Here is a 24,127-nt window from a genome sequence, read left to right as displayed (position 1 = left end):
ATGACTCAGCCAGAACTTCCTTCTGCGATCGCCAATATTGTAGAATCATCTCAAACACCAGATGCTATATTTTCTGCACTGTTGCCAGCCATAGGCGATTTTTTACAGGCTGACAGATGTTTTCTATACCTGCACAATCCACAAAATAACCTTGGTAGAGTTGCCTTTTGTTGGGTTCGCACTCCAGATATACCAACTGTCTACAATGAAAAATGGGAAGCGCAACCCCCAACTTTAGTAGATGATGATCCAATGTTTGCGGCTGCACTAGGTGCTAAACCTTCAATCTTTGTCGAAGATGTAGAAACTGCTGATTCTCAGGTTTTAAATCGAGAATTTGAACAGAAGTATTTTGGACATCGCGCCTTGATTCATGCCCATATCCGCCAAGATGGCCAACTCTGGGGAATTTTACAACCATGCATTTTTGGTAATCCCAGAGTTTGGACTGAATATGAACGAGGGGTGATTAATAATCTTGTCGAAAAAATCACACCTATTGCAGTTGGTTATGTCAAATCTGCTTCTGATTAGTTGTTTTTTGTTATTGATTTCTTAGCTGTATACTAAATAACATCAGTTAATTCTCATCGCAAAACTTTATGATTATTGAGGCAGTTATTCTTAATGTCAAATCTGGACTAGAACCGGATTTTGAAGCTGCTTTCAAAAAAGCTTCTAAAATTATTTCCTCAATGGATGGATATTTATCCCATGAATTGCATAAATGTATAGAAGTCAAAGGTAAATACTTATTACTTGTTAGATGGGAAAATTTAGAATCTCATACTGTCGGATTTAGAAGTTCTGCTGAGTATCAAGAGTGGAAAAAACTTCTGCATCATTTTTATGAACCATTTCCCACTGTTGAACACTTTGAAGAAATTGAAATATGAAAAACAAAATTCCCAACTTCTTGGAAAAGTTGGGAATCTATGGTTTTGTTTTCAAACTTTTTGCAACTGTGCTACTCTTGGATCAACAATTTTCTGCCCCAAACTGGCAAATTTAATTGCCACAGACATTTTATTACCTGTTCCAAATACATGCGTGATTTCACCAAGTCCAAAAGTTTTATGTAATACTCTATCGCCTACTTGCCAATTCTGCGTTGAGTCTTGTTTACCACTCGGACTAGAGGCACTTTTGGTATAACTTTGACGATTTGCGCGTTTGGTAGATAATAATTCTTCTGGTAATTCGTCGAGGAATTGCGATCGCATCGCAGGTTCACGAGAACCATACAAACGACGTTCCCGCGCGTGTGATAAATACAACCTTTCTTGGGCGCGAGTAATCCCCACATAACACAGGCGGCGTTCTTCTTCCAAAGATGCGGGATCACTTAGCGATCGGTAGCCGGGAAATAGCCCCTGTTCTAATCCCACCAAAAAGACTACGGGAAATTCCAAACCTTTGGAAGCGTGCAAAGTCATCAAAGAAACGGCTGTCTGTCCTTCTTTTAAGTTATCCAAATCGGAACTGAGGGCGGCACTACTTAAAAAATCTCGCAGGGAAATCTCTTCATTTTCTTCTTGAAATTGCAGTGCAGCGTTATAAAGTTCCTGGACGTTTTGTACCCGATCTGTGGCTTCATCGGTGCCTTGATTCATCAAGTCTTGAACGTAACCAGAATCCTCTAATATTCCTTGCAAAACCTCTGTCACTGGAAGCGCAGCGACTTGTCCTTGCCAACGGCTAATCATTGCAGCAAAGTTATTTACAGCTTTTGTCGCCCGTCCAGCTAATGTATTAACTGATGTCTCATCGCTGAGGATTTCCCACAGAGTTGTCCCTAATTGCTGAGATGCGTTTATCAAAGCATCAATAGTGGTTTTGCCAATTCCCCGCCGGGGAGTATTAATAACTCGTAATAAACTGACTGTATCGGCTGGATTATTTATCGCTCTTAAATAAGCGACGACATCTTTAATTTCTTTGCGATCGTAAAACCTCATTCCCCCCACAACTGTGTAAGGAATTTGATATTTCACCAACAATTCTTCAAAGGGACGAGATTGGGCATTCGTCCGATAAAGTATGGCAAAACTACCCCAGTTTAACTCTGGATTTTGCTGTTCTAAAGTACTAATTTGATTAATTACAAATGCCGCTTCTGCAAGTTCTTCATCGGCTTTGTGACAAGTAATCTGTTCGCCCGATCCCCGCGTCGCCTTCAGGACTTTATCAATTCGTTGGGTGTTATTTTCAATCAGTTCATTCGCCGCTTGCAGAATGTTTTCACAAGAACGATAGTTTTCTTCTAGCTTAACCATCGTCCGGGTGTCATCATCTACTAAACCATCACCAAAGTCTTCCTGAAATCCTAGCAAGATGGTGAAATCTGCCATCCGAAAGCTGTAAATTGATTGGTCTGCATCACCGACAACAAAAACTGAGCGATTTTCCCATTGCCACTCGCTCTTTTTGGTTTCGCCATTAGTAACTAATAAATTAATCAGTTGATACTGAGTGCGGTTAGTATCCTGATATTCATCTACAAGGATATGACGAAATTTGCGATGCCAGTAACCCAATACCTGCTCGTTTTGTTGAAATAATCTAGTAGGTACAAGAATAAGATCGTCAAAGTCGAGAGCGTTGTTTTGTGCTAACTTATCTTGATATAAATTGTAAACTTGGGCAATTACCCGTCCGCGATAATTTGGTTGATCTTGCTCAAATTCTTGGGGCGATAAACCTTGATTTTTAGCGTTACTAATAGCGTAGCGAACAGAGCGAGCATCAAACTTCTTATCGTCTAAATTTAGCTCTTTATTAACGATTTCTTTGATCAGACTTATTACATCTGATTCATCAAAAATAGAGAAATTACGATTCCACTTGCGTCCTTTTTCGTCTACGTATTTTTCAATATCAAAGCGGAGAATACGAGAAAATAGACTGTGGAAAGTGCCACACCACAAATCTTTGATAGTGCTTTTGTAAACTTGCGATCGCAATTGCGTTTGTTGGTATTCTGTCAACAAATCCAATCGCTGTCCGTGTTGTTTCATTGCCAGTTGTTCAGCAAACAGCCGTTGAATCCGTTCTTTCATTTCCCGCGCGGCTTTATTGGTAAAAGTAACCGCCAGGATATTTTCTGGATCGACCCGGTGTTTCAAAATCAGATTCGCAATGCGATAAGTCAGCGCTCGTGTTTTACCGGAACCTGCGCCAGCAACAACTAGCAACGGGCCACAGTAGTGTTCGACAGCTTGACGTTGACTAGGGTTAAGGTGACTGAGAAAGTCGATGGTTGTTGTCATGGATGTGAAAAAGCGATGTCTCCGACGGGCTAGGCCTACGCCTGGCGTCACATCAATAGAGAGTTGCTATTGCCCAGGTTACAATATCTTAACGAAACTTGGTCAACAAAGATTGTGTGGCAATCTTCTTAACCAGAATGGTACTGTATCATGATTTATGTAGAAGTAAGAAAAAGCTATGCTGTCAGTCAAAGGCACATTGCAAAACGGTGTAGTTCATCCTAACGAACCAATTGAAGGGCATGAGGGGCAGTCAGTTATAATTGTGTTTATCGAAGAAAACCGCACACCTCAGCCAGCAACGCCAGAAGACTCAGATTGGGATAAGCTGAGGCAGTTGATTAAAAACTGTGCAGTTGATACAGATATTAGCGATTTGGCACAGCAGCATGACCATTATCTCTATGGAGTGCCAAAGCGAGAATCATAACCTTGACGAAAGTTTTTGTAGACACCGCTGCCTGGATTGCTCTTCTTAATGTTAGGGATAATCTTCATAACCAGGCAAATGAGGTAATGGATAGACTTCTGCGCTTAGAAACGCCTTTGGTGACAACAGAGTTTGTACTATTGGAGGTTGCAGATGCTCTGTGTACACCAGTTAACCGTATTCAGACAGTTGCTTTCATCAACAGTTTGAGAGTTTTAAAAAGTGTGCAAATCATCCCTTTCGACCAAAAATTGCTCGATGAAGGTTGGATGTTATACAGCAAGCGTCCTGATAAAGATTGGGGACTAACTGACTGTATTAGCTTTGCGGTGATGACACAGGAGGGGATTACATGAATTGCCCCTACAATACGTTAATTTTTTCTACGCTAAATAGGTTGATCGCGAGTTCTTCTTACACTTTCTGTCGTAAGATCAGCGACGGGGAATCCAACATCAAAAAATGTTGGGCAAGCTCTCACTTTTTCCGTTCTCAGCGCTGTTTAACACCTAACTAATAAGTATTGTCACCAATAGGACGATTCACTCCTTGAGTACCCAATTGACATTGGGTAACGATACACGATACATCATGATTCAACCTTTAAATTTTTAAAGATGAAAAATTTCTTTAATTTCAGGTTTAACCAATACAAGGATGGGTGGATATGGATTTGAGCTTAATTGTATCCAATATTTTGAATCCGCCAATCCTGTTTTTCTTTTTAGGCATGACTGCTGTTTTTGTCAAGTCTGATCTAGAAATTCCTGCACCAATTCCCAAACTATTTTCGTTGTATCTGCTGTTTGCCATTGGTTTTAAGGGAGGAGTAGAACTAATCAAAAGTGGTGTAACTCAGGAAGTAATTCTAACACTCGCAGCAGCAATGATGATGGCTTGCGTTGTTCCAATTTATACCTTTTTTATCCTGAAGTGGAAATTGGATACTTACGATGCAGCTGCGATCGCAGCAACCTACGGTTCTATCAGTGCCGTCACCTTCATTACAGCTAGCGCTTTTTTGACTGAGCTTGGCATCACTTTTGATGGTTACATGGTGGCAGCCCTTGCCCTGATGGAATCTCCAGCAATTATAGTTGGTCTAATTTTGGTGAATATATTCACCGCCGATGGCAAGCGGGACTTATCATGGCCGGAAGTTTTGCAAGAAGCATTTCTTAATAGTTCAGTTTTTCTATTAGTAGGTAGTCTATTAATAGGTGTGTTGACAGGTGAACACGGTTGGAAAGTATTAGAACCCTTTACTCAAGGGTTATTTTATGGCGTTCTCACCTTCTTTTTACTGGACATGGGATTGGTCGCTGCTAGAAGAATTAAAGACTTGCAAAAAACCGGAGTTTTCCTAATTTTATTTGCCATACTAATTCCTATACTCAATGCAGGGATTGGGTTGTTAATTGCCAAATTCATCGGTATGCCTCGCGGAGATTCGCTTTTGTTCGCTGTATTGTGTGCCAGCGCTTCTTATATTGCTGTTCCAGCGGCGATGCGGATGACTGTTCCAGAAGCAAATCCCAGCCTGTATGTTTCTACCGCTCTAGCGGTGACATTTCCGTTCAATATTATTGTGGGAATTCCGCTATATCTCTACGGAATTAACCTATTTTGGAGCTAATAATATGCACGTAGTTAAAAAGATAGAAATTATCGCTAACTCCTTTGAGCTTGCCAAAATTTTAGATAATTTAGACAAGTCGGGTGTACATAACCATGCCGTAATCCGAAATGTTGCTGGTAAGGGATTACAAGGAACGACAGAAGATTTAGACATGACTATGCTTGATAATGTTTACATCCTGGCGTTTTGTATGCCAGAACAACTCAAGCCTGTTGTAGAAAATATCAAACCACTTCTCAACAAGTTTGGGGGTACTTGCTACGTTTCTGATGTGATGGAGATTCGCTCTGTCAGATGTGTTGCGTCAATGTAAGAGAGTTATAAATTCAATGAAGCATTTCATAGAACGTCGTGACTTTTTAAAGTTAGGAATGACCGGGGCGTTTGGGATGATGTTATCTGCCAGTGATTTACTCTGGCGGGTGGAACAGGCTAAAGCTGACGAAATGCACCCAGCCCCCACTCAATCCCTTAGTCCCGATGCAGCCTTACAAAAGCTGGTAGAGGGAAATCAGCGATTTGTTGATCATCATCCTCAATACCCCGATCAATCTGCGTTGCGGTTGCAGGAAGTTGCTCAAGCTCAACATCCATTTGCAACCATCCTCAGTTGTGCGGATTCACGAGTGCCCGCAGAAATTGTTTTTGATCAAGGCATTGGGGATATTTTTGATGTTCGGATTGCCGGAAATATTGCCACACATGAAGCACTTGGCAGTATTGAATATGCGGTTGTCTTATTAGGTAGTCCGTTGCTGATGGTGATGGGTCATGAGCGTTGTGGGGCTGTAACCGCCGCTGTACAAAACGAATCGTTACCCGGTGATATTAGTACTTTTGTTCAGGCAATTAAGCCAGCCCTAAAAAAGGTCAAAGATCAGCCGGGTGATGCGGTTGAGAACGCTGTTGTGGCAAATGTGCAATATCAAATTGAACGGTTGAAGCACTCAAAGCTTTTAACTAAGCAGGTGGAGGCGGGAAAATTGAAAATTGTGGGGGGTCGTTACGATTTAGATACAGGTAGAGTAGTTATTATTACTTAGTTCGGCAAACCTCAAATTTCAGACAGTAGCGATCGCTTTTAGTTTTCCATAAGAGATAATCGCGATCGCACATCGAAAAAGCCTCTTTCCCTCTGCGCCCTGATGTCTAAATAATAAGTCTTTAGCCAAACACGATATCAGGGAAGTGTTAAATTGCATGTTTGCGCCAATTGCGTTTTTGCAGTTTGGTTTGCCAAGACTCCATGTAGGTGTAGAAAACGGGCGTCAAATAAAGTGTAAGAAACTGCGAGAACACCAACCCCCCAACTACCGCTAAACCAAGGGGACGACGTGTATCTGCACCGGCTCCCAAACCGAGGGCGATAGGTAGTGTACCCATGAGTGCTGCCATTGTTGTCATCATGATAGGGCGGAACCTCACCAAGCAGGCTTCATAAATAGCATTGTATGGAGTTTTGCCATTTTGACGGGCAATAATTGCAAAGTCAACCATCATGATCCCGTTTTTCTTCACAATGCCAACCAGCAGGATGATTCCCACGAAGGCGTAAATATTCAAGTCAACTTGAAACAGCAATAGGGTCAGTATTGCCCCAAATCCAGCGGAAGGTAAGCTAGAAAGGATTGTCAACGGGTGAATGAAGTTTTCGTAGAGAATCCCCAAAACGATATAAATCACCAAGATGGCAACCAGCAATAACATTCCTAAGCCCTGAATTGATGACTGGAATGCCTGCGCGGAACCTTGAAAGGCTGTACTGATAGTAGGTGGCAGTGTTTGACGGGCGAGTTGCTCAATTTTCCCAGTGACATTACCGAGTGATACTCCTGGTTTGAGGTTAAAGGAGAAGGTGACAGATGCCAACTGCCCTTTGTGGTTGATAGTCAAGGGGCCTACATCTTTGCTCAAGGTTGCTACAGCGTTAAGAGGTACGAGTTGCCCACTGGGGCTACGAACTGAAAGTAAATCTAGGGCATTGGAATTTTGTTGATATTTTGGTTCCACACCCATAATTACTTGGTACTGGCTATCAGGGGCGTAGATGGTGGAAACTTGGCGAGTACCATAGGCATTACTCAGAGCAGTTTCAATCTGATTAGCCGTCAAACCTAAAGCCGAAGCTTGGTCGCGGTTGATGTCTACTTTTACTTGCGGATTTTTGATTTGCAAATCGCTGTTGACATCTTGTAAATCTGACATTGTGCGGAGCTTGTTTTCCAGGGCTGGAGCATACTGGTAAAGCTCCTGGATATTGGGAGTTTGTAGAGTAAATTGATACTGCGCTTTCGTCTGTTGGCCACCGACATTAATAGCTGGGGGATTTTGCAAGAAAACCTTGATTCCAGGCACAACTGACAACTTCGGTCGGAGTTCCTGCACAACTTCATCAGCACTGAGATGGCGCTCATGGCGGGGCTTGAGTTCGATTAAAATTCTGCCAGCGTTGGCGGAAGCATTTGGCCCGCCAGCCCCGACACTGGAGTTGATTGAATCTACATTAGGATCACGATAAGCGATCGCAGCTACAGCTTGTTGATGTTTTACCATCTCATCAAAGGAGATATCCTCTGATGCTTGAGTAGTTGCAGTGATTTGTCCAACATCTGCGTTGGGAACAAACCCTTTAGGCACAATTATAAATAGATACACTGTCGCTACAAGAATTGCTCCCGAAATCACCATCGTCGTGCGGTGATACTTGAGTGATTTCTTCAAACTCCAATCGTATCCGCCCAAAATCACATTAAAGATATTTTCTGAAAAATTGTAAAGACGACGGTTGAAATTTTTGATTCGGGATTGGATACTAGGGACTGGGAACTGGGAATTAAGAATTTCTCCCTCATCTTCCCCTGCTTCCTCTGCTCCCTCATCCCTCTCACTCTCTTGCTCATGATGAGGTGGACTCAAGAATCTGGAACACAGCATTGGCGTTAAGCTCAGAGATATTACGCCAGATACCAAGATGGCAACGCTGATGGTAACGGCAAACTCACGGAACAGTCGCCCCAAAATGCCTTCCATAAACAGTATTGGGATAAATACTGCTACTAAGGAGATGGTCATAGATAAAATTGTGAAACCAATTTCTCTAGAACCATTTAGGGCTGCTTCCATCCGGCTTTCACCCATTTCCATGTGGCGGACAATGTTCTCTAGCATGACTACGGCATCATCAACCACGAAGCCAACTGAAAGAGTCAACGCCATCAGTGATAGATTATCCAGGGAGAAACCCAGTAGCACCATGACTCCAAAAGTCGCTACTATCGAAAGCGGTACTGCCAAACTGGGAATGACTGTAGCAGAGAGATTGCGGAGAAACAGAAAGATTACCAGCACCACCAGAGCGATGGTGAGCAACAGCGTGAATTGTACATCATCCACCGACTCGCGAATTGACTGGGAGCGATCGTAGAGAATATCCATGTTCACAGCCGCCGGAATCTGTGTGCGGAAGCTGGGTAGCAGTTTCTTAATTGCATCCACTACTTGAACAGTATTAGTTCCCGGTTGGCGCTGAATTGCTAAAACGATCGCCCGCACACCAGAATTTTGGATTTTAGATTGGGACTTCTCCTCTGCTCCCCTGCTCCCCTGCTCCCCTGCTTCCTTACTCTCCTTCTTAACAGGAAAATACCAACTCGCAATCTTATCATTTTCCACGCTATCCAATACTTGACCCAGTTCACCTAGCTGGACTGGTGCGCCGTTTTGATAAGCCACATTTAGGGAGCGATAGCTGGCGGCATCGTTGAGTTGACCGTTTGCTTGGATTGTAGAATTCTGCTGTTGACCGTAAAGTGTGCCAGTAGGTAGATTAACATTTCCATTAGCGATCGCACTTGCTACTTCATCAATTCCTATACCCTTAGCACTTAGCGATTCAGGGTCAAGCTGAATTCGTACCGCGTATTTTTGGGAACCAAACACCTGCACCTGCGCTACCCCATCCACCATTGATAGACGTTGTGCCAGCAGTGTCTCAGCATACTTGTCTACAGTTGATAGGGGCAGAATAGACGAGTTGAGGGAGATATAAAGCACTGGCTGATCCGCCGGATTTACCTTTCGGTAAGATGGCGGATTAGGCATATTAGTCGGTAACTGCTTCGCTCCCTTAGAAATAGCAGACTGCACATCCAATGCTGCACCGTCGATATCCCGATTCAGGTCAAATTGCAGCGTCAGCTGTGTAGTACCCAAAGAACTGGTAGAGTTCATTGAACTCAATCCCGCTATGCTAGAAAACTGCTGCTCTAAGGGAGTTGCTACAGAAGCAGCCATCGTTTCTGGACTAGCTCCGGGCAGGTTAGCTGTTACCTGGAGTGTCGGATAATCTACATTAGGCAGGTCGCTAACGGGTAGCTGTTGGTAACTGATCAGCCCAAATATCAAAATGCCAACCATAACTAGGGTTGTCATGATTGGACGCCGGATAAATAGCTCCGAAATGTTCATCTTATGTAGTTGGTCATTTGTCATTGGTCATTTGTCATTGGTCATTTGTCATTTGTCATTTATCATTGGTCATCTTTTCCATCACCTCTGCCCCTCTGCCCCCTGCTTCCTACTTCCGGTTTCACTTGGACTGTGGCACCAGGTACTAGGTTAAATTGTCCATCAGTGACTACTTGTTCACCTGGTTTCAAGCCTTGCTTAATTACCGTTTCATTCCCAACGGTGTCACCTACCGTAATTGGACGCATTTCTGCTGTTTTGTCAGGTTTGACTACATACACAAACTGCCCTTGCTGTCCACTTTGTACCGCCTGGGAAGGAACAGTAATGGCATTTGGTTCTTCGCTGAGTTTGAGTACTACATTGACAAATTGCCCCGGAAACAGGCGCTCATCAGCGTTGGTAAAAGTACCCTTAAGTTGAATTGTGCCTGTTTGGGTATTGACTCCACTATCGACAAAGGTGAGTTCGCCTTGTACTGGATGCCCTGCATCTTTAGGAGGTAAAGCATCGACTTTTAACTTGCCGTTATTAGCACTGTATTTTTTGATATCTGGTAGCAGTCGTTGAGGAATGGAAAAGTTGACGTAAATCGGGCGAATTTGGCTGATCGTAATTAGCGGATCATCGGCATTCGCCTGTACCAAGTTCCCTTGATTTAGCTTCAGGCTACCTGTGCGTCCAGCAATTGGTGAGTAGATAGAACTGTAGGAAAGCTGAACTTTGGCATTGTCGATCGCAGCTTCATCTGCCACTACTACTGCCTCGGCATTTTGGACATCTGCTTGGGCTGCTGCGATCGCTGCCTGAGCATTTGCCACTCCCTCTTGATCTGCCTTCACAGTCGCCTGTTGAGCCGCAGCACTGGTCTGATATTGTTCAGCCTGTTCTTTACTGATTGCCCCTTCCTTGAGCAAACTAGCATAACGTTGAGCTTGCACATCTGCATTTGTTGCCTGGGACTTATCCTTCACTACGTTCGCTTTTGCCTGGTTCACTTGGGCGATCGCTTTTAACACATTTGCCTGTGCCTGTTTTACCTGCGCTAAATCTTTAGCTTTGGCAGCATTAGCTTGCATCAGTGCGGCTTGTAGAGGACGAGAATCAATTTTAAATAACAAGTCTCCTTTCTTAACGTTCTGTCCTTGCTGAAAATAGACGCCAGTAAGTTGTCCGCCCACTTGAGACTTGACAGATACCGTGGAATATGCTTCCACTGTTCCCGTCGCCGATAGCTGTATTGGAATCGTTTTTTGAGTTGCAGTGGCAACTACCACTGGCACAGCTCGTTTTTTGCCTGCTTCTTTGCTACTTGATTGAGCTTCGGAAGCATTACAAGCACTACACAAGTAGGTCAGACCTAATATAAGTAGCGAGAACTGCCCTCTTTGAATAATGCTTTGAAAACAAAGAATAGTTTGAGCAGGCAAGGACGAAGGCTCTATTGTCTGAATAGGGGCTAAACAGCGCATATCAACAATCTGGGGGAAAGGGGGAAGCACAGACATGTATTAGCTTGTCATTAGACATCGCATTTTCCGCAAAATGGTTGGTTGCGATTAACTCTAATTAGACAAGTACAATAGTTAGCTAAACTAAATATTAGTGTACTAATGATTGCTGTTTTAGCCTACCCTTTTGGAAAGAAATTGTTGTGACTTTCGTATTAAGTTGTTGTGACTTTATCTGTATAAGACTGTGTTGCCAAGATTGTTTGAGAGCAAATGGAATATCCCCAGTAACAAATTTCTTTTACAGGACTTTAAATGAGTAATGAGTAATGAGTAACGAGTGGATGAGAAATGGGTAATGAGTAATGAGTAACGAGTGGATGAGAAATGGGTATTTACTCATTACTTATTACTTATTACTCCAGAATCACCGACCCTTCTTTCTCGGTGAGTATGTCAAGAAAGCGATCGCCTCGCCTCAATTGAAATTTAGGCAGCCAAAAAAATCGGGGCAGGTTCCAAACCCGCCCCGGCTTCTGATATACTGCGCCCAACGGCTGTTGCTACAGGCTTTAAACTATTAACTAAATGCACCATATCTTCTAAAGAAAGTGCTTGACGGGCATCAGAAACAGATTTTTCTGGTTCTGGGTGACACTCAATGATTAATCCATCTGCACCGCAAGCGATCGCAGCCCTAGCAACAGGTGCTACAAGTTCCCGTTTACCGACGGCATGGGAAGGATCTACAATCACAGGCAGGTGAGTGATTTGTTTGAGTGCTGCTACTGCCCCTAAATCCAGGACATTGCGAGTGTAATCATCGAAACTGCGGATACCTCTTTCGCACAACACCACATCAGGATTCCCGTGGCTGAGGATATATTCAGCAGCCATGACAAATTCTTCAATTGTCGCTGCTAAACCACGTTTTAGTAGTATTGGTTTACCAGCTTGTCCCAAAGCTTTGAGCAAGTCAAAGTTTTGCATATTGCGGCTACCAACTTGAAGCATATCAGCGTGAGCGGCGACTACTTCAATTTGGGAAATTGACATCACCTCAGTGACAACTGGCAGATTGTAATGCGATCGCACCTTTGCCAAAATCTCTAATCCTTCCACTCCCATACCCTGGAAAGCGTAGGGAGATGTGCGGGGTTTGTAGACACCCCCACGCAACCCATGCACCGATGCAGTAGCTAGTTTTTGGGCGACTATCTCCATTTGTTCTAAGCTTTCAACAGTGCAGGGGCCACCAATAATTACCAGTTCTTTGCCACCGAAAGCGACTTTTTTTGAGATTTTAACGATTGTCTGGTGGTTCACATGGGATTGTGCGGCAAGTTTGGCATTAATCATGGTTTTATTCTCCTGAAAAGTTAGTGATTGGGGAATGGGGATTGGGGATTGGGGATTGGGGATTGGGGATTGGGGAAAAAGTTAGAGTGGTAAGGTACAGGGGAGAAGATGGTCCCCTCTGCTTCCCAGTCCCTAGTCCCCAGTCCCAAATAACAACAAAAAAGCCCGAAACCTTTAAAAGTTCCGGGCGCGTTCTGATTTATCGGCATAACGCTATTTACCCGGAACTTACTCTGGGCCAAAAGTAAAAGCCATAAAACCAGCTAGTGAAATAAGTCATGACGATGAAATTCTCCTTAAAAAAACAAAAACCGCAGAGTTTCCTCTGCGGTTCACCGGTCGGTTTCCATTAGGAAACTCGATTCACTCCCGGTGAACCACCCTAAACCAAAAATAAAAGTAGGAATTTGTGTTAAGCATTTGCGGGGCTTTTGCTGGAAAACTTAAAAAATATACCTATGTAAGGTAACATTATCAGGAAGAGTAAGCGGTGTCAAGACCTCCACAAACTATAAAAAAGCGATAGACTCATTACAACTGTGGGGATCAACACTATAAAGCTTTGGGGAATTCAAAATCACGCCCTGTTCTAAATTGTTTGGTATGGCAATTTTCTAACGAATAGAATACAGCCAACTTAAGTTAATCAGAGAGAATTCTAAGCGGTGGCTTCCATCCTTTAGAAGTTCAAAGAGGAAGGATTGAGAAGTTAGAATATATAATTCTCCTGACTTATGACCTCATCTTGCGAAAGCTTATTGCAGACAATTGACAATCGCCATACATTATTCTTACCCAAGTCTTCATTGACAAGATCAACTTTTTAGGATCACCAGTTTCATTATGCCTAGTTCCAAAATCTTAGCCCAATCTTTCGACTATCATGGAGCTTACCCCTGCCCAGTCTGTCGGATAGGTAAGATTTCTCACATGCCATTGATGGAAGCTATGGCTTGTGACTTTTGCCAAGAGATTTTTACAGTCAACTTAGAACTACAGCAAATCAAGATGCCTTCTAGGCAACCACCCTTAACTTGGCGTTGGAATGGGTTTAGTTGGACAGAAGGCCAGCTAGAAGGTGTGGAATTAGGTTGGGGCTATGGACTAGCAGCAGCAGTTTTTGTAATTCTTCCCACTACTCTAATTGGCATAGTAGCTTACTATTTTCCTGCTAATCTGAAGGAACCCATTACCTGGATGCCCTATATTTGGACAATATTAACTTTTTTATCACATTTATCAATTATTGTTTGGATTTTTATTGAAGTCTATCAGATTCCAGTTGCAGCATATTGGAGAGCGATCGCTCGATGGAGAAACGGCGAAATGGGGAGATGAGGAAGCAGGGGAAGCAGGGGGAGCAGGGGAAGCAAGGGTGGAATAAACTAATACCCAATGCCCCATGCCCAATGCCCAGTCCCCAGTCCCCAGTCCCCAATCCCCAGTCCCCAATCCCCAATCCCCAATCCCCAATCCCCAATCCCCAATCCCCAATCCCCATAATCAATAACAAATGATGCAGCGGATAGATGGCTCCATCACTCATAATTAAGTTGATTGTCCACCAAAATATCGTATGAGCGATCTGGAGCGGTACTATAGAGTTTTGGAATTAGAGCCTGGAGCAACACTTGAGGAAGTGAACCAGGCTTACAAAGATTTAGTCTTTGTTTGGCATCCCGATCGCATTCCTAAAGACAATCTCCGTTTACAGCAGAAAGCACAAGATAAGCTGAAAGCCATAAATGAAGCTCGTGAAAAATTGCGCTCTCTAAAAACCAAACCTCAAAACACATTTAATTCACCGCCACCTCAACAGGAAAAACCATTTCAAACAACCCAGCAACCACCAAAGCAAAACTCAGATTTAAGTGGCAAAGACTACAGTCGGGCAAATCTGAGTAATAAAGACTTATCTGGCAGAAATCTGAGTTATGCCAATTTGAGTGGTGCTAATCTCAGCGATACTTTTATGCACAAAGTCAACCTCAGAGGTGCGAATTTATCTGAAGCAAATTTATTTCGGGCAAACCTACTTTTAGCGGATCTCAGGGAGGCAAATTTACGTGCTGCTAATTTGATTGGTGCGGATCTCAGTGGCGCCGACTTGCGAGGAGCCGATTTGACGGGAGCGCGGATTCGCTCTGGTGAGCGTCTTCTGGTTAAACTAATTGGTACTAACTTAGCAGGGGCAATTATGCCTGATGGTTCAATTTTTCAATAACCGAGGTTGCATTATCACACAGAATGCATAAATTAATCGCATAAACAAGCAAACAGGCATATTACTTTCTTAATATGCCTGTTTGCTTAAAATACCAAAATGAAGACGTAAACTGCCGAATATATTGCAAAAGCGATCGCAGAGGCTATCACAAACCCCAACATCCAAAAACGCGTATTTATTCTTTGGAAGTTCCTTCAGAGGTGCGATCGCTAATTATATACTTCTCTTAAAAAGCTTGTATAGTTTGTCCGAACCGTCATAGTAGTAGGATGACTTACACCTAAAGTCCGTTCACAAATTTTCAAAGCTTGCTCAAATAAGGGTTTGGCTTTCCTATAGCGTCCTCTATAACGGTAGAGTGCTGCGAGATTATTCAGACTGATAGCGACATCAGGATGGTTATCTCCCAGTAAGCGTTTACTCAGTTCTAAAGCTTGCTTATACAAGGGTTCGGCTTCGCTGTAGCGTCCTGTAGATTCGTAGAGTTGTGCTAAATTGTTCAGGCTAGTGGCAACATCAGTATGTTCTTCTCCCAGCAGGCGTTTTCTCAGTTTTAAAGCTTGCTTAAGTAGAGGTTCGGCTTCGCTGTAGCGTCTTGTATAACAGTATAATGCTGCCAAATTGTTCAGACTCGTGGCAACATTGGGATGTTCTTCTCCCACTAGGCGTTTCCACAGTTCTAAAGCTTGCTGATACAGCGGTTCGGCTTCGCGATAGCGTCCTGTAGATTCGTAGATTAATGCTAAATAGCTTAGGTTAGTGGCGATATCAGGATGGTTATCTCCCAGCAAGCGTTTTCTCAGTTCTAAAGCTTGCTCAAGCAAGGGTTCGGCTTCGCGATAGCGTCCTGTAGATTCGTAGAGTAATGCTAAATGACTCAGACTAGTGGCGACATGAACATGTTCTAAACCAAGACGATTTTGAGTCAATTCTACACACTGTTGCAACCAAGTTTCTGCTTGCTGATAAAGTCCTTGACTTTGATAAAACCAGGCTAGTTTGGTAAACAGAGTGATTAGATTTTCATCGCCCAGATATTGGGATAAATTGGTTGCAACTTCTGTAATATGTGGGATATGTGGAGTGAGGTTGAGAATATCTTCAGGGTTAGGCTGTTGCGGAATTAGCTTTGCTACCTCTAACATCATCGCTGCAAATTTAGTTTTTGCTTCATCTGCCTCACTTGATTTATCCAACTTTATTAGGAAAAGTTGCCGAATCAGTGGATTTAAACGATAAATTCCTTGACTTTTCTGTTGTAGTAAATGTAATTCTAGTAAATCGTCTATGGCTTTCTTATTGAGTTGTTGTTTTTGGTCATCTTCTATCGTCTCAACAGATAAGGGAATGTCAGCTAAGGCACACAAACTTAGCAAACAGCCAAAGCTTTGTGCATTTTCATCCAATTGTTCCCAATTTAATTCAAAAGCTTCAGCTACACCGTATTCATAAGACATCAATGAGTTAGCATTGACTACAGGTTCATGTTCCACTCGTTTCTTCTCTAGCCGCTTTAGCAGTGTTTCCAGAGACAAATCTGGCATTTTATCCAGATATTTCCCCACTAACTCTAATGCTAAAGGTAAATATCCTAAAAATTTACAAATTCTTCTCGCAACCCAAGCTTCTTGTTGCAATCGTTCCCGAACCACCAGCGTTTTTAATAATTTCATCGCCGCCAATGGTTTGAGGATATCCAATTCGCTATTATATTTTGCGCTTAGGTAAGCTTGTAACTTGTGTAGTTTGTCTCGACTGTTAGAAATCGCTAACTCAGGATAATTTTGGGAAAACTTGTCATATACCTCACCAATCCACTTTCTGAAAGCAGCAATGTCAACGTTTAATTCGCTGGCAAGTTTAGCTTCACTTTTTCCTAAGTTTTCTGTTTTAAAATATTTTGCAAAAGCTGCCGTTTGCTCTAGAGATAAGCTGTTAGTAGCAGCTTCTTTCGCTAGAAAATTAGCCCATTGCATAAACAGCTTGTGAATATTTATTTTTATTCTAGCTTTGTCTTCATTGGGAAATCTCCTCTCTTTGGGGTAGAAATCCTATTCGCATAAAAGCATATAAAAGCATTAACATAAGAATCAAACCGCCAAGAAAGAGAGAAGAGGGAGCGATCGCAGTTTGAGGTTACAATTGATAGTGATCGCTATTCCCTTGCTTGTTGTTTGTTTATTAGAGAGCAACGCCTGCGCTCTACTTTTCACTGTACTTTAGATATGAGGAGCGATCGCTTTTAAACTTGAAGCTACAACTGTTGTGTCGCATCAATTTGGTGTGATTTTGGGAGAAAGGGTGCGAGCATTAGCGATATGCTTCTGTTAAAAACTTTGCATAATTTTCCTGAACCGTAATTGTATCAGGATGACCTACACCTAAAACACGCTCATAAATTGCCAAAGCTTGCTGATACAGGGATTCAGCTTCGTTGTAACGTCCTGTAGAACGGTAGAGTGTTGCGAGATTGTTCATGCTTAGGGCGACATGGGGATGATTGTCTCCCAGTGAGCGTTTCCACAGATCCAAAGCTTGCTGATACAAAGGTTCAGCTTCGCTGTAGCGTCCTGTAGAATCGTAGAGTAATGCGAGATTGTTCATGCTTAGGGCGACATGGGGATGTTCTTCTCCCAGTAAGCGTTTCCACAGATCCAAAGCTTGCTGATACAAAGGTTCAGCTTCGCTGTAGCGTCCTGTAGAACGGTAGAGTGCTGCGAGATTGTTCATGCTTAGGGCGACATCGGGATGTTCTTCTCCCAGTAAGCGTTTTTTCAGTGACAAAGCTTGCTGATACAAAGGTTCAGCTTCGCTGTAGCGTCCTGTAGAATCGTAGAGTGCTGCGAGATTGTTCATGCTTAGGGCGACATCGGGATGTTCTTCTCCCAGTAAGCGTTTTTTCAGTGACAAAGCTTGCTGATACAAAGGTTCAGCTTCGCTGTAGCGTCCTGTAGAATCGTAGAGTAATGCGAGATTGTTCATGCTTAGGGCGACATGGGGATGTTCTTCTCCCAGTAAGCGTTTCCACAAATCCAAAGCTTGCTGATACAGAGGTTCAGCTTCGCTGTAGCGTCCTGTAGAACGGTAGAGTTCTGCGAGATTGTTCAAGCTAGTGGCGACATCGGGATGGTTGTCTCCCAGTAAGCGTTTTCTCAGTGACAAAGCTTGCATCTGCAAGGGTTCGGCTTCGCTGTAGCGTCCTGTAGAATTGTAGAGTACTGCGAGATTGTTCAAGCTAGTGGCGACATCGGGATGGTTGTCTCCCAGTAAGCGTTTGCCCAGTTCCAAAGCTTGCATCTGCAAGGGTTCGGCTTCGCTGTAGCGTCCTGTAGAACGGTAGAGTTCTGCGAGATTGTTCAGGCTAGCGGCGACATCGGGATGTTCTAAACCAAGACAATTTTCAGCTACTTCTACACATAGTTTGTACCAAGGTTCTGCTTGCTGATAAAGTCCTTGACCTTGATAAAACCAGCCTAAGCCTTTGAACGGTCTGATTAAATCTTCGTCGCTGAGATATTGGGATAGGTGGGTTGCAACTTCTGCAAGGTGGGGGATAAAGGGAGTGAGGTTGAAAATATCTTCACGGTTAGGCTGTTGAGGAATTCGTTTTGCTACGTTTAACATCATCGCTGCAAAAGCAATTTTTACCTCATCTGCATTACTTGACTCATCCAACTTCATTTGGAAAAATTGCCGAATCAGTGGATGTAGGCGATAAATTCCTTTACTTTGCCATTGTATTAAATGCAGTTTCCGCAAATCAGCTATAGCTTTCTCCCAGAATTCTTGTGCATCCTCATCTTCTATCGCCTCAACAGAAAAAGGAATATCAGCTAAAGCATACAAACTCAGCCAACAGCCAACACCTTGTGCTTTTTCATCCAGTTGTTCCCAACTCAATGCAAAAGCTTCAGCTACACCATATTCATAACGCATCAATGGGTTAGCCTTGGCTACTGCTTCGTGTTCCAGTCGCTTTTTCTCTAGCCGTTTCAGCAGTTTTTCCAGAGATAAGTCTGGCATTGTATCCAGATATCGCCCCACCAACTCTAACGCTAAAGGCAAATATCCCAAGAATTTACAAATTTTTTTCGCAACCCAAGGTTCGCTTTTTAGTCGTTCTCTATCAACCAGCGATTTTAATAATTTCATCGCCGCCAATGGTTTGAGAACACCTAAAGGTAATTGCGGCAAAGTTCTATCAAACCCCAGGCGCGTTGTTAGCAGTACTTTAAACCGGGGTGATTCTGGGGGTAGATAAAGCTGAACCTGTTTTTTGTAGTCGGTGACATCATCAAACACCAGCAGCACTTCACCTTGTTGCCAATTTTGCCAGCAGTATCTCAGCCTATCTGCTAATTCCCATTCGTCCGGTGCAATGAGTTTAAATTTCAGTTCAGCAAATCTGAGAATCTGAATTCCGACATCGATTCCCTGTGCTGATAACCAGCAAACCCCACCTTGATAATTCTGCAAATGCTGTTTGGCGTATTGAGTAGCAAGTTCAGTTTTGCCGACTCCACCCATACCCGCCACAGCTACAATCGCAACTTGCCGAGATGTTTGTAATTGCTGGTGCAGTTTTTCTAGTTCCACCTCACGTCCCACAAATTTTTCAAATGGGACAGCAGGGGGAATATTTTGATGAATTTCTTTAATTGTGGGGCGAACATCTTGCCCGCCATTATATTTGTTTGTCAGACAAGCCCGTAACTTTTCTAACTTACCCCGACTATTAGAAGTGGCTAACTCAGGATAATTCTTGGCGAACTTGTCATACACCTCAGTCATCCGCTTTTTGAAAGCAAGAAGACCGATTTTCAGTTCTGTGGCAACTTCCGTTTGACTCTTAACTGAGTTTTCAGTCTTTAAACATTCTACAAAAGCTGCCGTTTGCTCTGGGGATAAGCTATTAGTAGCAGCTTCATTGGCTAGAAAATCAGCCCATTGCATAGACAGCTTGTGAGATTTCTTCTCAATTCTACTTAATTTCTACTTTCTCTCTACTTTGTCTCCATTTTTAGGGAATCTCCTCTTCTTCTGGCAGAAATACCATTTGCATAGAAACGTTTAGAAGAGGTTTAGCCATGAAAACTGCCTTAACAACTCCAGTCAATTCCAATCAAACCACCCAAACTTCGCAATTAATCCCCGCCTCGCCAACATCGGTAGAGAATCCATCTACCTGGATGCGAGATGGATACAGTCCGACTGAAATTATTCTGGCGGCGGCATTTTTAACTTCATTGTCCATTGGGGGAATTGCCTCTGTGATTGTGGCGATTACGGGTTTAGTTAAAACTTTAGTACGCCCGACAAGCGAAAAAACAAAGTAAGAGTACTGGCAAAGGGAAATTCTTCGCTTCGTTGCTATCCCGCCTTGGAATCAATTCCGAGGCTAATAGCCTAAGTCCGTTCAAACGGACTAAATTTTAGTTAATTTGAGTCAGTTTTAACTGACTTATGCTGTTAGCCTGCGATTTGAATCGCAGGTGGGCTGAAGGTATCGCCCGTAATTTGAGCCGTTGAGCCTTTTAACCTCGACGTTGAGCCTTTTAACCTCGACGTTGAGCCTTTTAACCTCGACGTTGAGCCTTTTATCCTCGAAGTTGCACCTTTTATCCTCGACGTTGAGTCTTTTATCCTCGACGTTGAGCCTTTTATCCTCGAAGTTGCACCTTTTGACCTTGAAATTAGGATTTGCTACTCAAAACAGCCAGATAAATACTCTATTGCTTCTGCCTCCTCCCTCCTAATATTAAGGTGACTGATTTAACACCCACTTCAACCACTGCCTAAAGGAACTTATAGTATTCAACCTTTGAACTCCAGGCGCACGAGCGGCGGCGAGTCCATCAACGGCGACTAATGCGGCGTATTGCAAGCCCAAAAAACTATCAACTGCTGCATAAGGCCCACCTAAAGTAATCGCCCCAGCCGCATACATTTGACCTCTATCACTACGCATTTCTACTAATTCAAAATTGTTCGCTACAGTCAATCGCCCCAGGTGATTCACTGGGAGATTGTAATGTTTCACCAAATCTGCTAATAGGGGATTGGCATCTACCTTGGCATCCAGTCCAGTAGCATCAACAATAAAATCAGCTAGCAGTTTCATTTCCCCAAAGCTTTGTTCTCGGATACGGGTAATAGTCCGGTTTTGGGCATCTCGTTCCACATCCAACACTTCACCGAAGGTAATTTGATACCAGCCTTCGCTTAACCCTTGGGCGGTAATTTGCTGCCAGTCTTGGCGGTCGGCGGTGGTTGTTCCACCCCAGTCTGCTAGTAAACGCTTGCGTTCATCAGGGGTGGCTTTTTCTAACATTGCCCGGAGTTCGCCGCCCCAACAGGCTTTTGGCCAGTTAAAGGGTTGAAATTCGTAATGATTTTTGACTAGGCGCTGGGTATTTTGAAATTTGTTACCTTGGGGTTTAGGCGATCGCATTAAATGCAAAACTGCAATATTCCGATTTCGTTTTCTGGCTTCATAAATGCGCTGCACAATCCGCGAAGCCACAATCCCCCGCCCCCGAATCAACACCGTACCACCATGTTGCTCTAGTTGCTCATAAACATGATCATGGGCTTCATAAGCATTGACTACAGATTTAAAATCTTGATATTTTTCTCTATAAGCTTGCAAATCTGGAAGAAACTGAATTGCTGGATACCCAGTAGCTAAATGTAAATAACGACTAACTAAAAAAGCATAATTTCCTGGGCCGCGAGAATAGGCTATGCAATATCTGCCATCATCAGTTTTGCGAATTCCCCTAACTCGCCCATAGCGATAAATTTGATTCCAGCTAATGCGCTTCGCCTCTCGGTCTATAGAATCAAAGACATTACCCGCACGGGGAGTATAAGTTTCTGCAAATGTTGGTTCCGCAAACACTTGCCATAAATACTTGAATGCTGACTTGATCTCTCCCTTAACTAAGTCTCCCCAAGCTTCTCGCAAGGCATAACTAGGCCAGCCCCAAATATTATCAGGACAAGAGTCAGAATTAGAACGCAGTCTTTCATATAAGGGAATTTGCGAATTCAAACAAAGGCGTTTGTAACGGGCATAAGGTTCTGCCTCTAATCCCAAAGCCACAATTTTGTCAGCACGCACACCACTAATTCGCAGCAAATCAGCCCAAACAAAGCTACCCAATCCCGCGCCGATCGCAAGATAATCAGATTCATCTACTGGTAATCCCGTAGCATGAAGTGCTTGCACAGCGACCTTTTGAGCCTGAAATGCCAATGGTGGAAAATTACTTGCCACGGGCGTTAGCGGCTGGACTACAGGCAAACTGGGGTCTGGGTGATTGGTATTTGCGTTGAAATGAATCGTTGAAGGAGGGCTAGTATCTGGTGCAGAGGTGCTAGGAGCAAATGTCACCACTATCAGATATGGGCCAATTTGCAACGTATCGCCATTAGCCAGAATACTACGCGTTTGTGGTTGACCATTGATATACACACCGTTAACGCTGCCTTGGTCAATCACCACCAGATGGTCTTGTTCCCAGTCAATTAGGGCATGGTAGCGAGAAACTTCGTTACTGTTAAGCAGCATCCTAGAAACCCGCACTCCCCTAAGTTCAGCAGGTAAACGGGCGAATTCTCGACCAAAAGCGATCGGCATATTCAACCTTGGTTCTCGCCGTTCACCCGTTGCTGGATCGTCCCAACTCAATTGGATTTGTAAGTCATTTGTCATTTGTCATTTGTCATTTGTCATTTGTCATTTGTCATTGGTCATTAAGTCAAGAGTTAGGAATTCTTCCCCTGCTCCTCTGCCCCCCTGCTCCCCTGCTCCTCTGCTCCCCTGCCCCCCTGCTCCTCTGCCCCCCTGCTCCCCTGCTCCTCTGCTCCCCTGCTCCTCTGCCCCCCTGCTCCCCTGCTCCCCTGCTTCCTAATTCCTTGCTACTAAAACACTTACTGCCGCAGCTAAAGATGTGCCACACCAATGACAGCCAATTTGTAGATTCTCTCCTGGGGAAACTTTATGACATTTGGGGCATTCTAAGCCATAAACTCCTGGCGGTGGTGCGGGGGGTGTTGATGGATGGTGGTGATATCCAATGTTTACTGGTGGATTGGGTGGGAGCAAAATTGTTGCTGGAATGCTACCCGTGGAAACGCTAGTAACGTTGAGTTTTATTTGTCCCAAAGTGATACTAGTGCCCTGAGTTAAAGGCATTTCACCTTGGACTAATTGCCGTCCATCGATAAGGGGGGGATTTTGCGATCGCAAATTCCTGATATAAAAGCGCTGTTGCTGGTGATGAAAAAATATTTCAACGTGTAAACCAGAGACAGTGGGGTGACTCAGAACAATGTCGCACCGGAGGGGGTCACGACCGATACGGACAGTACCATGATTTTGACTTGGCTGTTGTTCGTAAATGTTCTGAGTTTTATCTTGACCAGCATCATGCCACTGTAAAGTTAGTGCGTTCATGGTTCTAACTTCGTAAATCGTATTTAGCTATTTCAACATCTTCCTGTGCGATTCCTAACACGATTGAGTAGGTGCAAGCAAGTATTTAGAAAAAACTTCAACAAGCTTTATTTCGCCGACGCTAATTTATCAGCAATGCGTGTAGTTTCTGGCAGCCGATATTTTGGCGTGCAGCGTAATACATAGTCAATTGCTGTCGGTAAACTAATTCGATGACCACTGGAGATGTATAGAGGTTTTACTCCTGTGCGCGATCGCAAAACTACCCCAATGGTTTCACCGTTATATATCAGTGGTTGCGTGCTGCCTTTGGTTTCTGCCAATTCCTCATGCTTACCTAGCAACCTAGACTTAGCTACACCAATTGTTGGCATATCTATAAGTAACCCTAAATGGCTAGCTATACCTAATCTGCGGGGATGAGCAATTCCTTGACCATCACACAGAATTATATTTGGTGTTGTTTTAATCTTTTCCAGGGCATCGAGAACGGCTGGAATTTCTCGAAATGAGAGGAACCCAGGAACATAAGGAAAGGTTGTAGGACGGTGTGCTAGGCTTGTCTCAATTATTTGCAAATCAGGAAAACTCAGTACTGCCACAGCTGCACGGCTAATTGTTCCATCAGCTTCAAAACCCATATCCACTCCAGCTACGTACTGAATAGGTTCTTGCAGTTGATCCTCAGTAATTACTTGATCTCGCAGCTTTTCTTGGATAACTATGGCTTCTTCCAGCGTCGAGGGCCAAGCATGATCTCGATAAAACTTCATATTCAAAATGGGAATTAAATTGATTAATATTAATCCTGTTAATTTGGCAAG

General features: G+C 43.4%; 19 protein-coding genes. 10 read left to right on the top strand and 9 right to left on the bottom strand.

The features are described 5' to 3' along the window. Nucleotides 1-534: a GAF domain-containing protein gene (locus ACWATR_RS09085; protein WP_460331578.1), complete on the top strand. Its 534-nt coding sequence runs from the start codon at nucleotides 1-3 to the stop codon at nucleotides 532-534. 68 nt (nucleotides 535-602) lie between these two features. After that, a complete protein-coding gene (locus tag ACWATR_RS09080) occupies nucleotides 603-896 on the top strand; it encodes an antibiotic biosynthesis monooxygenase family protein (protein WP_460331576.1) in 294 nt (97 codons plus the stop codon). A gap of 51 nt (nucleotides 897-947) precedes the next feature. Here ACWATR_RS09080 and pcrA read toward each other — a convergent pair whose 3' ends face one another. Then, nucleotides 948-3,269 carry a DNA helicase PcrA gene (gene pcrA / locus ACWATR_RS09075; protein ID WP_460331574.1) on the bottom strand — a complete coding sequence of 774 codons (2,322 nt, stop codon included), beginning with the start codon at nucleotides 3,267-3,269 and terminating at the stop codon, nucleotides 948-950. A gap of 178 nt (nucleotides 3,270-3,447) precedes the next feature. Here pcrA and ACWATR_RS09070 point away from each other — a divergent pair, with 178 nt between their 5' ends. From ACWATR_RS09070 to ACWATR_RS09050, 5 genes are all read left to right on the top strand, one after another. Further along, the gene (locus ACWATR_RS09070) at nucleotides 3,448-3,699 is read left to right on the top strand and encodes a hypothetical protein (protein ID WP_460331572.1); all 252 of its coding nucleotides are present in this window, start codon (nucleotides 3,448-3,450) and stop codon (nucleotides 3,697-3,699) included. A gap of 2 nt (nucleotides 3,700-3,701) precedes the next feature. Further along, nucleotides 3,702-4,055, top strand: a complete 354-nt coding sequence (locus ACWATR_RS09065) for a type II toxin-antitoxin system VapC family toxin (RefSeq protein WP_460331570.1) — start codon at nucleotides 3,702-3,704, stop codon at nucleotides 4,053-4,055. Nucleotides 4,056-4,366: 311 nt separating this feature from the next. Beyond that, a complete protein-coding gene (locus ACWATR_RS09060; protein WP_460331568.1) occupies nucleotides 4,367-5,335 on the top strand; it encodes a sodium-dependent bicarbonate transport family permease in 969 nt (322 codons plus the stop codon). 4 nt (nucleotides 5,336-5,339) lie between these two features. Beyond that, complete coding sequence (locus tag ACWATR_RS09055) at nucleotides 5,340-5,651, top strand: P-II family nitrogen regulator (protein WP_069068948.1); 312 nt, start codon at nucleotides 5,340-5,342, stop codon at nucleotides 5,649-5,651. Nucleotides 5,652-5,667: 16 nt separating this feature from the next. Next, on the top strand, nucleotides 5,668-6,381 hold the full coding sequence (locus ACWATR_RS09050; RefSeq protein WP_460331565.1) for a carbonic anhydrase: 714 nt from the start codon (nucleotides 5,668-5,670) through the stop codon (nucleotides 6,379-6,381). Between the two features lie 148 nt (nucleotides 6,382-6,529). On the opposite strand, the gene ACWATR_RS09045 is transcribed toward ACWATR_RS09050, so the two are convergent. From ACWATR_RS09045 to aroF, 3 genes are all read right to left on the bottom strand, one after another. Beyond that, complete coding sequence (locus ACWATR_RS09045) at nucleotides 6,530-9,805, bottom strand: efflux RND transporter permease subunit (protein WP_460340303.1); 3,276 nt, start codon at nucleotides 9,803-9,805, stop codon at nucleotides 6,530-6,532. Between the two features lie 62 nt (nucleotides 9,806-9,867). Beyond that, nucleotides 9,868-11,313, bottom strand: a complete 1,446-nt coding sequence (locus tag ACWATR_RS09040; protein ID WP_460331563.1) for an efflux RND transporter periplasmic adaptor subunit — start codon at nucleotides 11,311-11,313, stop codon at nucleotides 9,868-9,870. A 432-nt stretch (nucleotides 11,314-11,745) separates the two neighbouring features. Next, entirely contained in the window at nucleotides 11,746-12,651 is a 906-nt protein-coding gene (gene aroF, locus ACWATR_RS09035) for a 3-deoxy-7-phosphoheptulonate synthase (protein WP_460340301.1), read from the bottom strand. Between the two features lie 807 nt (nucleotides 12,652-13,458). Between aroF and ACWATR_RS09030 the strand changes: the two genes are divergently transcribed. Both ACWATR_RS09030 and ACWATR_RS09025 read left to right on the top strand, forming a co-directional pair. Next, the gene (locus tag ACWATR_RS09030) at nucleotides 13,459-13,953 is read left to right on the top strand and encodes a hypothetical protein (RefSeq protein ID WP_069068945.1); all 495 of its coding nucleotides are present in this window, start codon (nucleotides 13,459-13,461) and stop codon (nucleotides 13,951-13,953) included. A 238-nt stretch (nucleotides 13,954-14,191) separates the two neighbouring features. Then, nucleotides 14,192-14,839 (top strand): pentapeptide repeat-containing protein, encoded by a 648-nt coding sequence (locus ACWATR_RS09025; RefSeq protein WP_460331561.1) that lies wholly within the window; start codon nucleotides 14,192-14,194, stop codon nucleotides 14,837-14,839. Nucleotides 14,840-15,051: 212 nt separating this feature from the next. Here the strand turns inward: ACWATR_RS09025 and ACWATR_RS09020 are convergent, their stop codons facing one another. Together ACWATR_RS09020 and ACWATR_RS09015 are read right to left on the bottom strand one after the other, a co-directional pair. After that, entirely contained in the window at nucleotides 15,052-16,818 is a 1,767-nt protein-coding gene (locus ACWATR_RS09020) for a tetratricopeptide repeat protein (RefSeq protein ID WP_460331559.1), read from the bottom strand. Nucleotides 16,819-17,152: 334 nt separating this feature from the next. After that, entirely contained in the window at nucleotides 17,153-19,795 is a 2,643-nt protein-coding gene (locus ACWATR_RS09015) for a tetratricopeptide repeat protein (protein WP_460331557.1), read from the bottom strand. Nucleotides 19,796-19,929: 134 nt separating this feature from the next. On the opposite strand from ACWATR_RS09015, the gene ACWATR_RS09010 reads away from it, so the two are divergent. Then, nucleotides 19,930-20,178, top strand: coding sequence for a hypothetical protein (locus ACWATR_RS09010; RefSeq protein ID WP_460331554.1), 249 nt, complete (start codon nucleotides 19,930-19,932; stop codon nucleotides 20,176-20,178). 422 nt (nucleotides 20,179-20,600) lie between these two features. On the opposite strand, the gene ACWATR_RS09005 is transcribed toward ACWATR_RS09010, so the two are convergent. The 3 genes from ACWATR_RS09005 to nfi all read right to left on the bottom strand — a co-directional run bounded on the left by ACWATR_RS09005 (nucleotide 20,601) and on the right by nfi (nucleotide 24,076). Next, on the bottom strand, nucleotides 20,601-22,559 hold the full coding sequence (locus tag ACWATR_RS09005; protein WP_460331552.1) for an FHA domain-containing protein: 1,959 nt from the start codon (nucleotides 22,557-22,559) through the stop codon (nucleotides 20,601-20,603). A 195-nt stretch (nucleotides 22,560-22,754) separates the two neighbouring features. Beyond that, nucleotides 22,755-23,303: an FHA domain-containing protein gene (locus ACWATR_RS09000; RefSeq protein ID WP_460331550.1), complete on the bottom strand. Its 549-nt coding sequence runs from the start codon at nucleotides 23,301-23,303 to the stop codon at nucleotides 22,755-22,757. 107 nt (nucleotides 23,304-23,410) lie between these two features. After that, nucleotides 23,411-24,076: a deoxyribonuclease V gene (gene nfi, locus ACWATR_RS08995; RefSeq protein WP_069069257.1), complete on the bottom strand. Its 666-nt coding sequence runs from the start codon at nucleotides 24,074-24,076 to the stop codon at nucleotides 23,411-23,413. Nucleotides 24,077-24,127: the final 51 nt, after the last annotated feature.

It is taken from the genome of Nostoc sp. UIC 10890 (genome assembly GCF_054786515.1).
The sequence above is the reverse complement of the archived record's forward strand: the minus strand, read 5'-3'. Positions and strand labels throughout refer to the sequence as shown.

What these genes read in the sequence shown, in the direction of transcription:
- ACWATR_RS09085 (WP_460331578.1), top strand. Translation starts at nt 1, where the DNA reads ATGACTCAGCCAGAACTTCCTTCTGCGATCGCCAATATTGTAGAATCA.
- ACWATR_RS09080 (WP_460331576.1), top strand. Translation starts at nt 603, where the DNA reads ATGATTATTGAGGCAGTTATTCTTAATGTCAAATCTGGACTAGAACCG.
- pcrA (WP_460331574.1), bottom strand. Translation starts at nt 3,269, where the DNA reads ATGACAACAACCATCGACTTTCTCAGTCACCTTAACCCTAGTCAACGT.
- ACWATR_RS09070 (WP_460331572.1), top strand. Translation starts at nt 3,448, where the DNA reads ATGCTGTCAGTCAAAGGCACATTGCAAAACGGTGTAGTTCATCCTAAC.
- ACWATR_RS09060 (WP_460331568.1), top strand. Translation starts at nt 4,367, where the DNA reads ATGGATTTGAGCTTAATTGTATCCAATATTTTGAATCCGCCAATCCTG.
- ACWATR_RS09055 (WP_069068948.1), top strand. Translation starts at nt 5,340, where the DNA reads ATGCACGTAGTTAAAAAGATAGAAATTATCGCTAACTCCTTTGAGCTT.
- ACWATR_RS09050 (WP_460331565.1), top strand. Translation starts at nt 5,668, where the DNA reads ATGAAGCATTTCATAGAACGTCGTGACTTTTTAAAGTTAGGAATGACC.
- ACWATR_RS09045 (WP_460340303.1), bottom strand. Translation starts at nt 9,805, where the DNA reads ATGAACATTTCGGAGCTATTTATCCGGCGTCCAATCATGACAACCCTA.
- ACWATR_RS09040 (WP_460331563.1), bottom strand. Translation starts at nt 11,313, where the DNA reads ATGTCTGTGCTTCCCCCTTTCCCCCAGATTGTTGATATGCGCTGTTTA.
- ACWATR_RS09030 (WP_069068945.1), top strand. Translation starts at nt 13,459, where the DNA reads ATGCCTAGTTCCAAAATCTTAGCCCAATCTTTCGACTATCATGGAGCT.
- ACWATR_RS09025 (WP_460331561.1), top strand. Translation starts at nt 14,192, where the DNA reads ATGAGCGATCTGGAGCGGTACTATAGAGTTTTGGAATTAGAGCCTGGA.
- ACWATR_RS09020 (WP_460331559.1), bottom strand. Translation starts at nt 16,818, where the DNA reads ATGCAATGGGCTAATTTTCTAGCGAAAGAAGCTGCTACTAACAGCTTA.
- ACWATR_RS09015 (WP_460331557.1), bottom strand. Translation starts at nt 19,795, where the DNA reads ATGCAATGGGCTGATTTTCTAGCCAATGAAGCTGCTACTAATAGCTTA.
- ACWATR_RS09010 (WP_460331554.1), top strand. Translation starts at nt 19,930, where the DNA reads ATGAAAACTGCCTTAACAACTCCAGTCAATTCCAATCAAACCACCCAA.
- ACWATR_RS09005 (WP_460331552.1), bottom strand. Translation starts at nt 22,559, where the DNA reads ATGACAAATGACTTACAAATCCAATTGAGTTGGGACGATCCAGCAACG.
- ACWATR_RS09000 (WP_460331550.1), bottom strand. Translation starts at nt 23,303, where the DNA reads ATGAACGCACTAACTTTACAGTGGCATGATGCTGGTCAAGATAAAACT.
- nfi (WP_069069257.1), bottom strand. Translation starts at nt 24,076, where the DNA reads ATGAAGTTTTATCGAGATCATGCTTGGCCCTCGACGCTGGAAGAAGCC.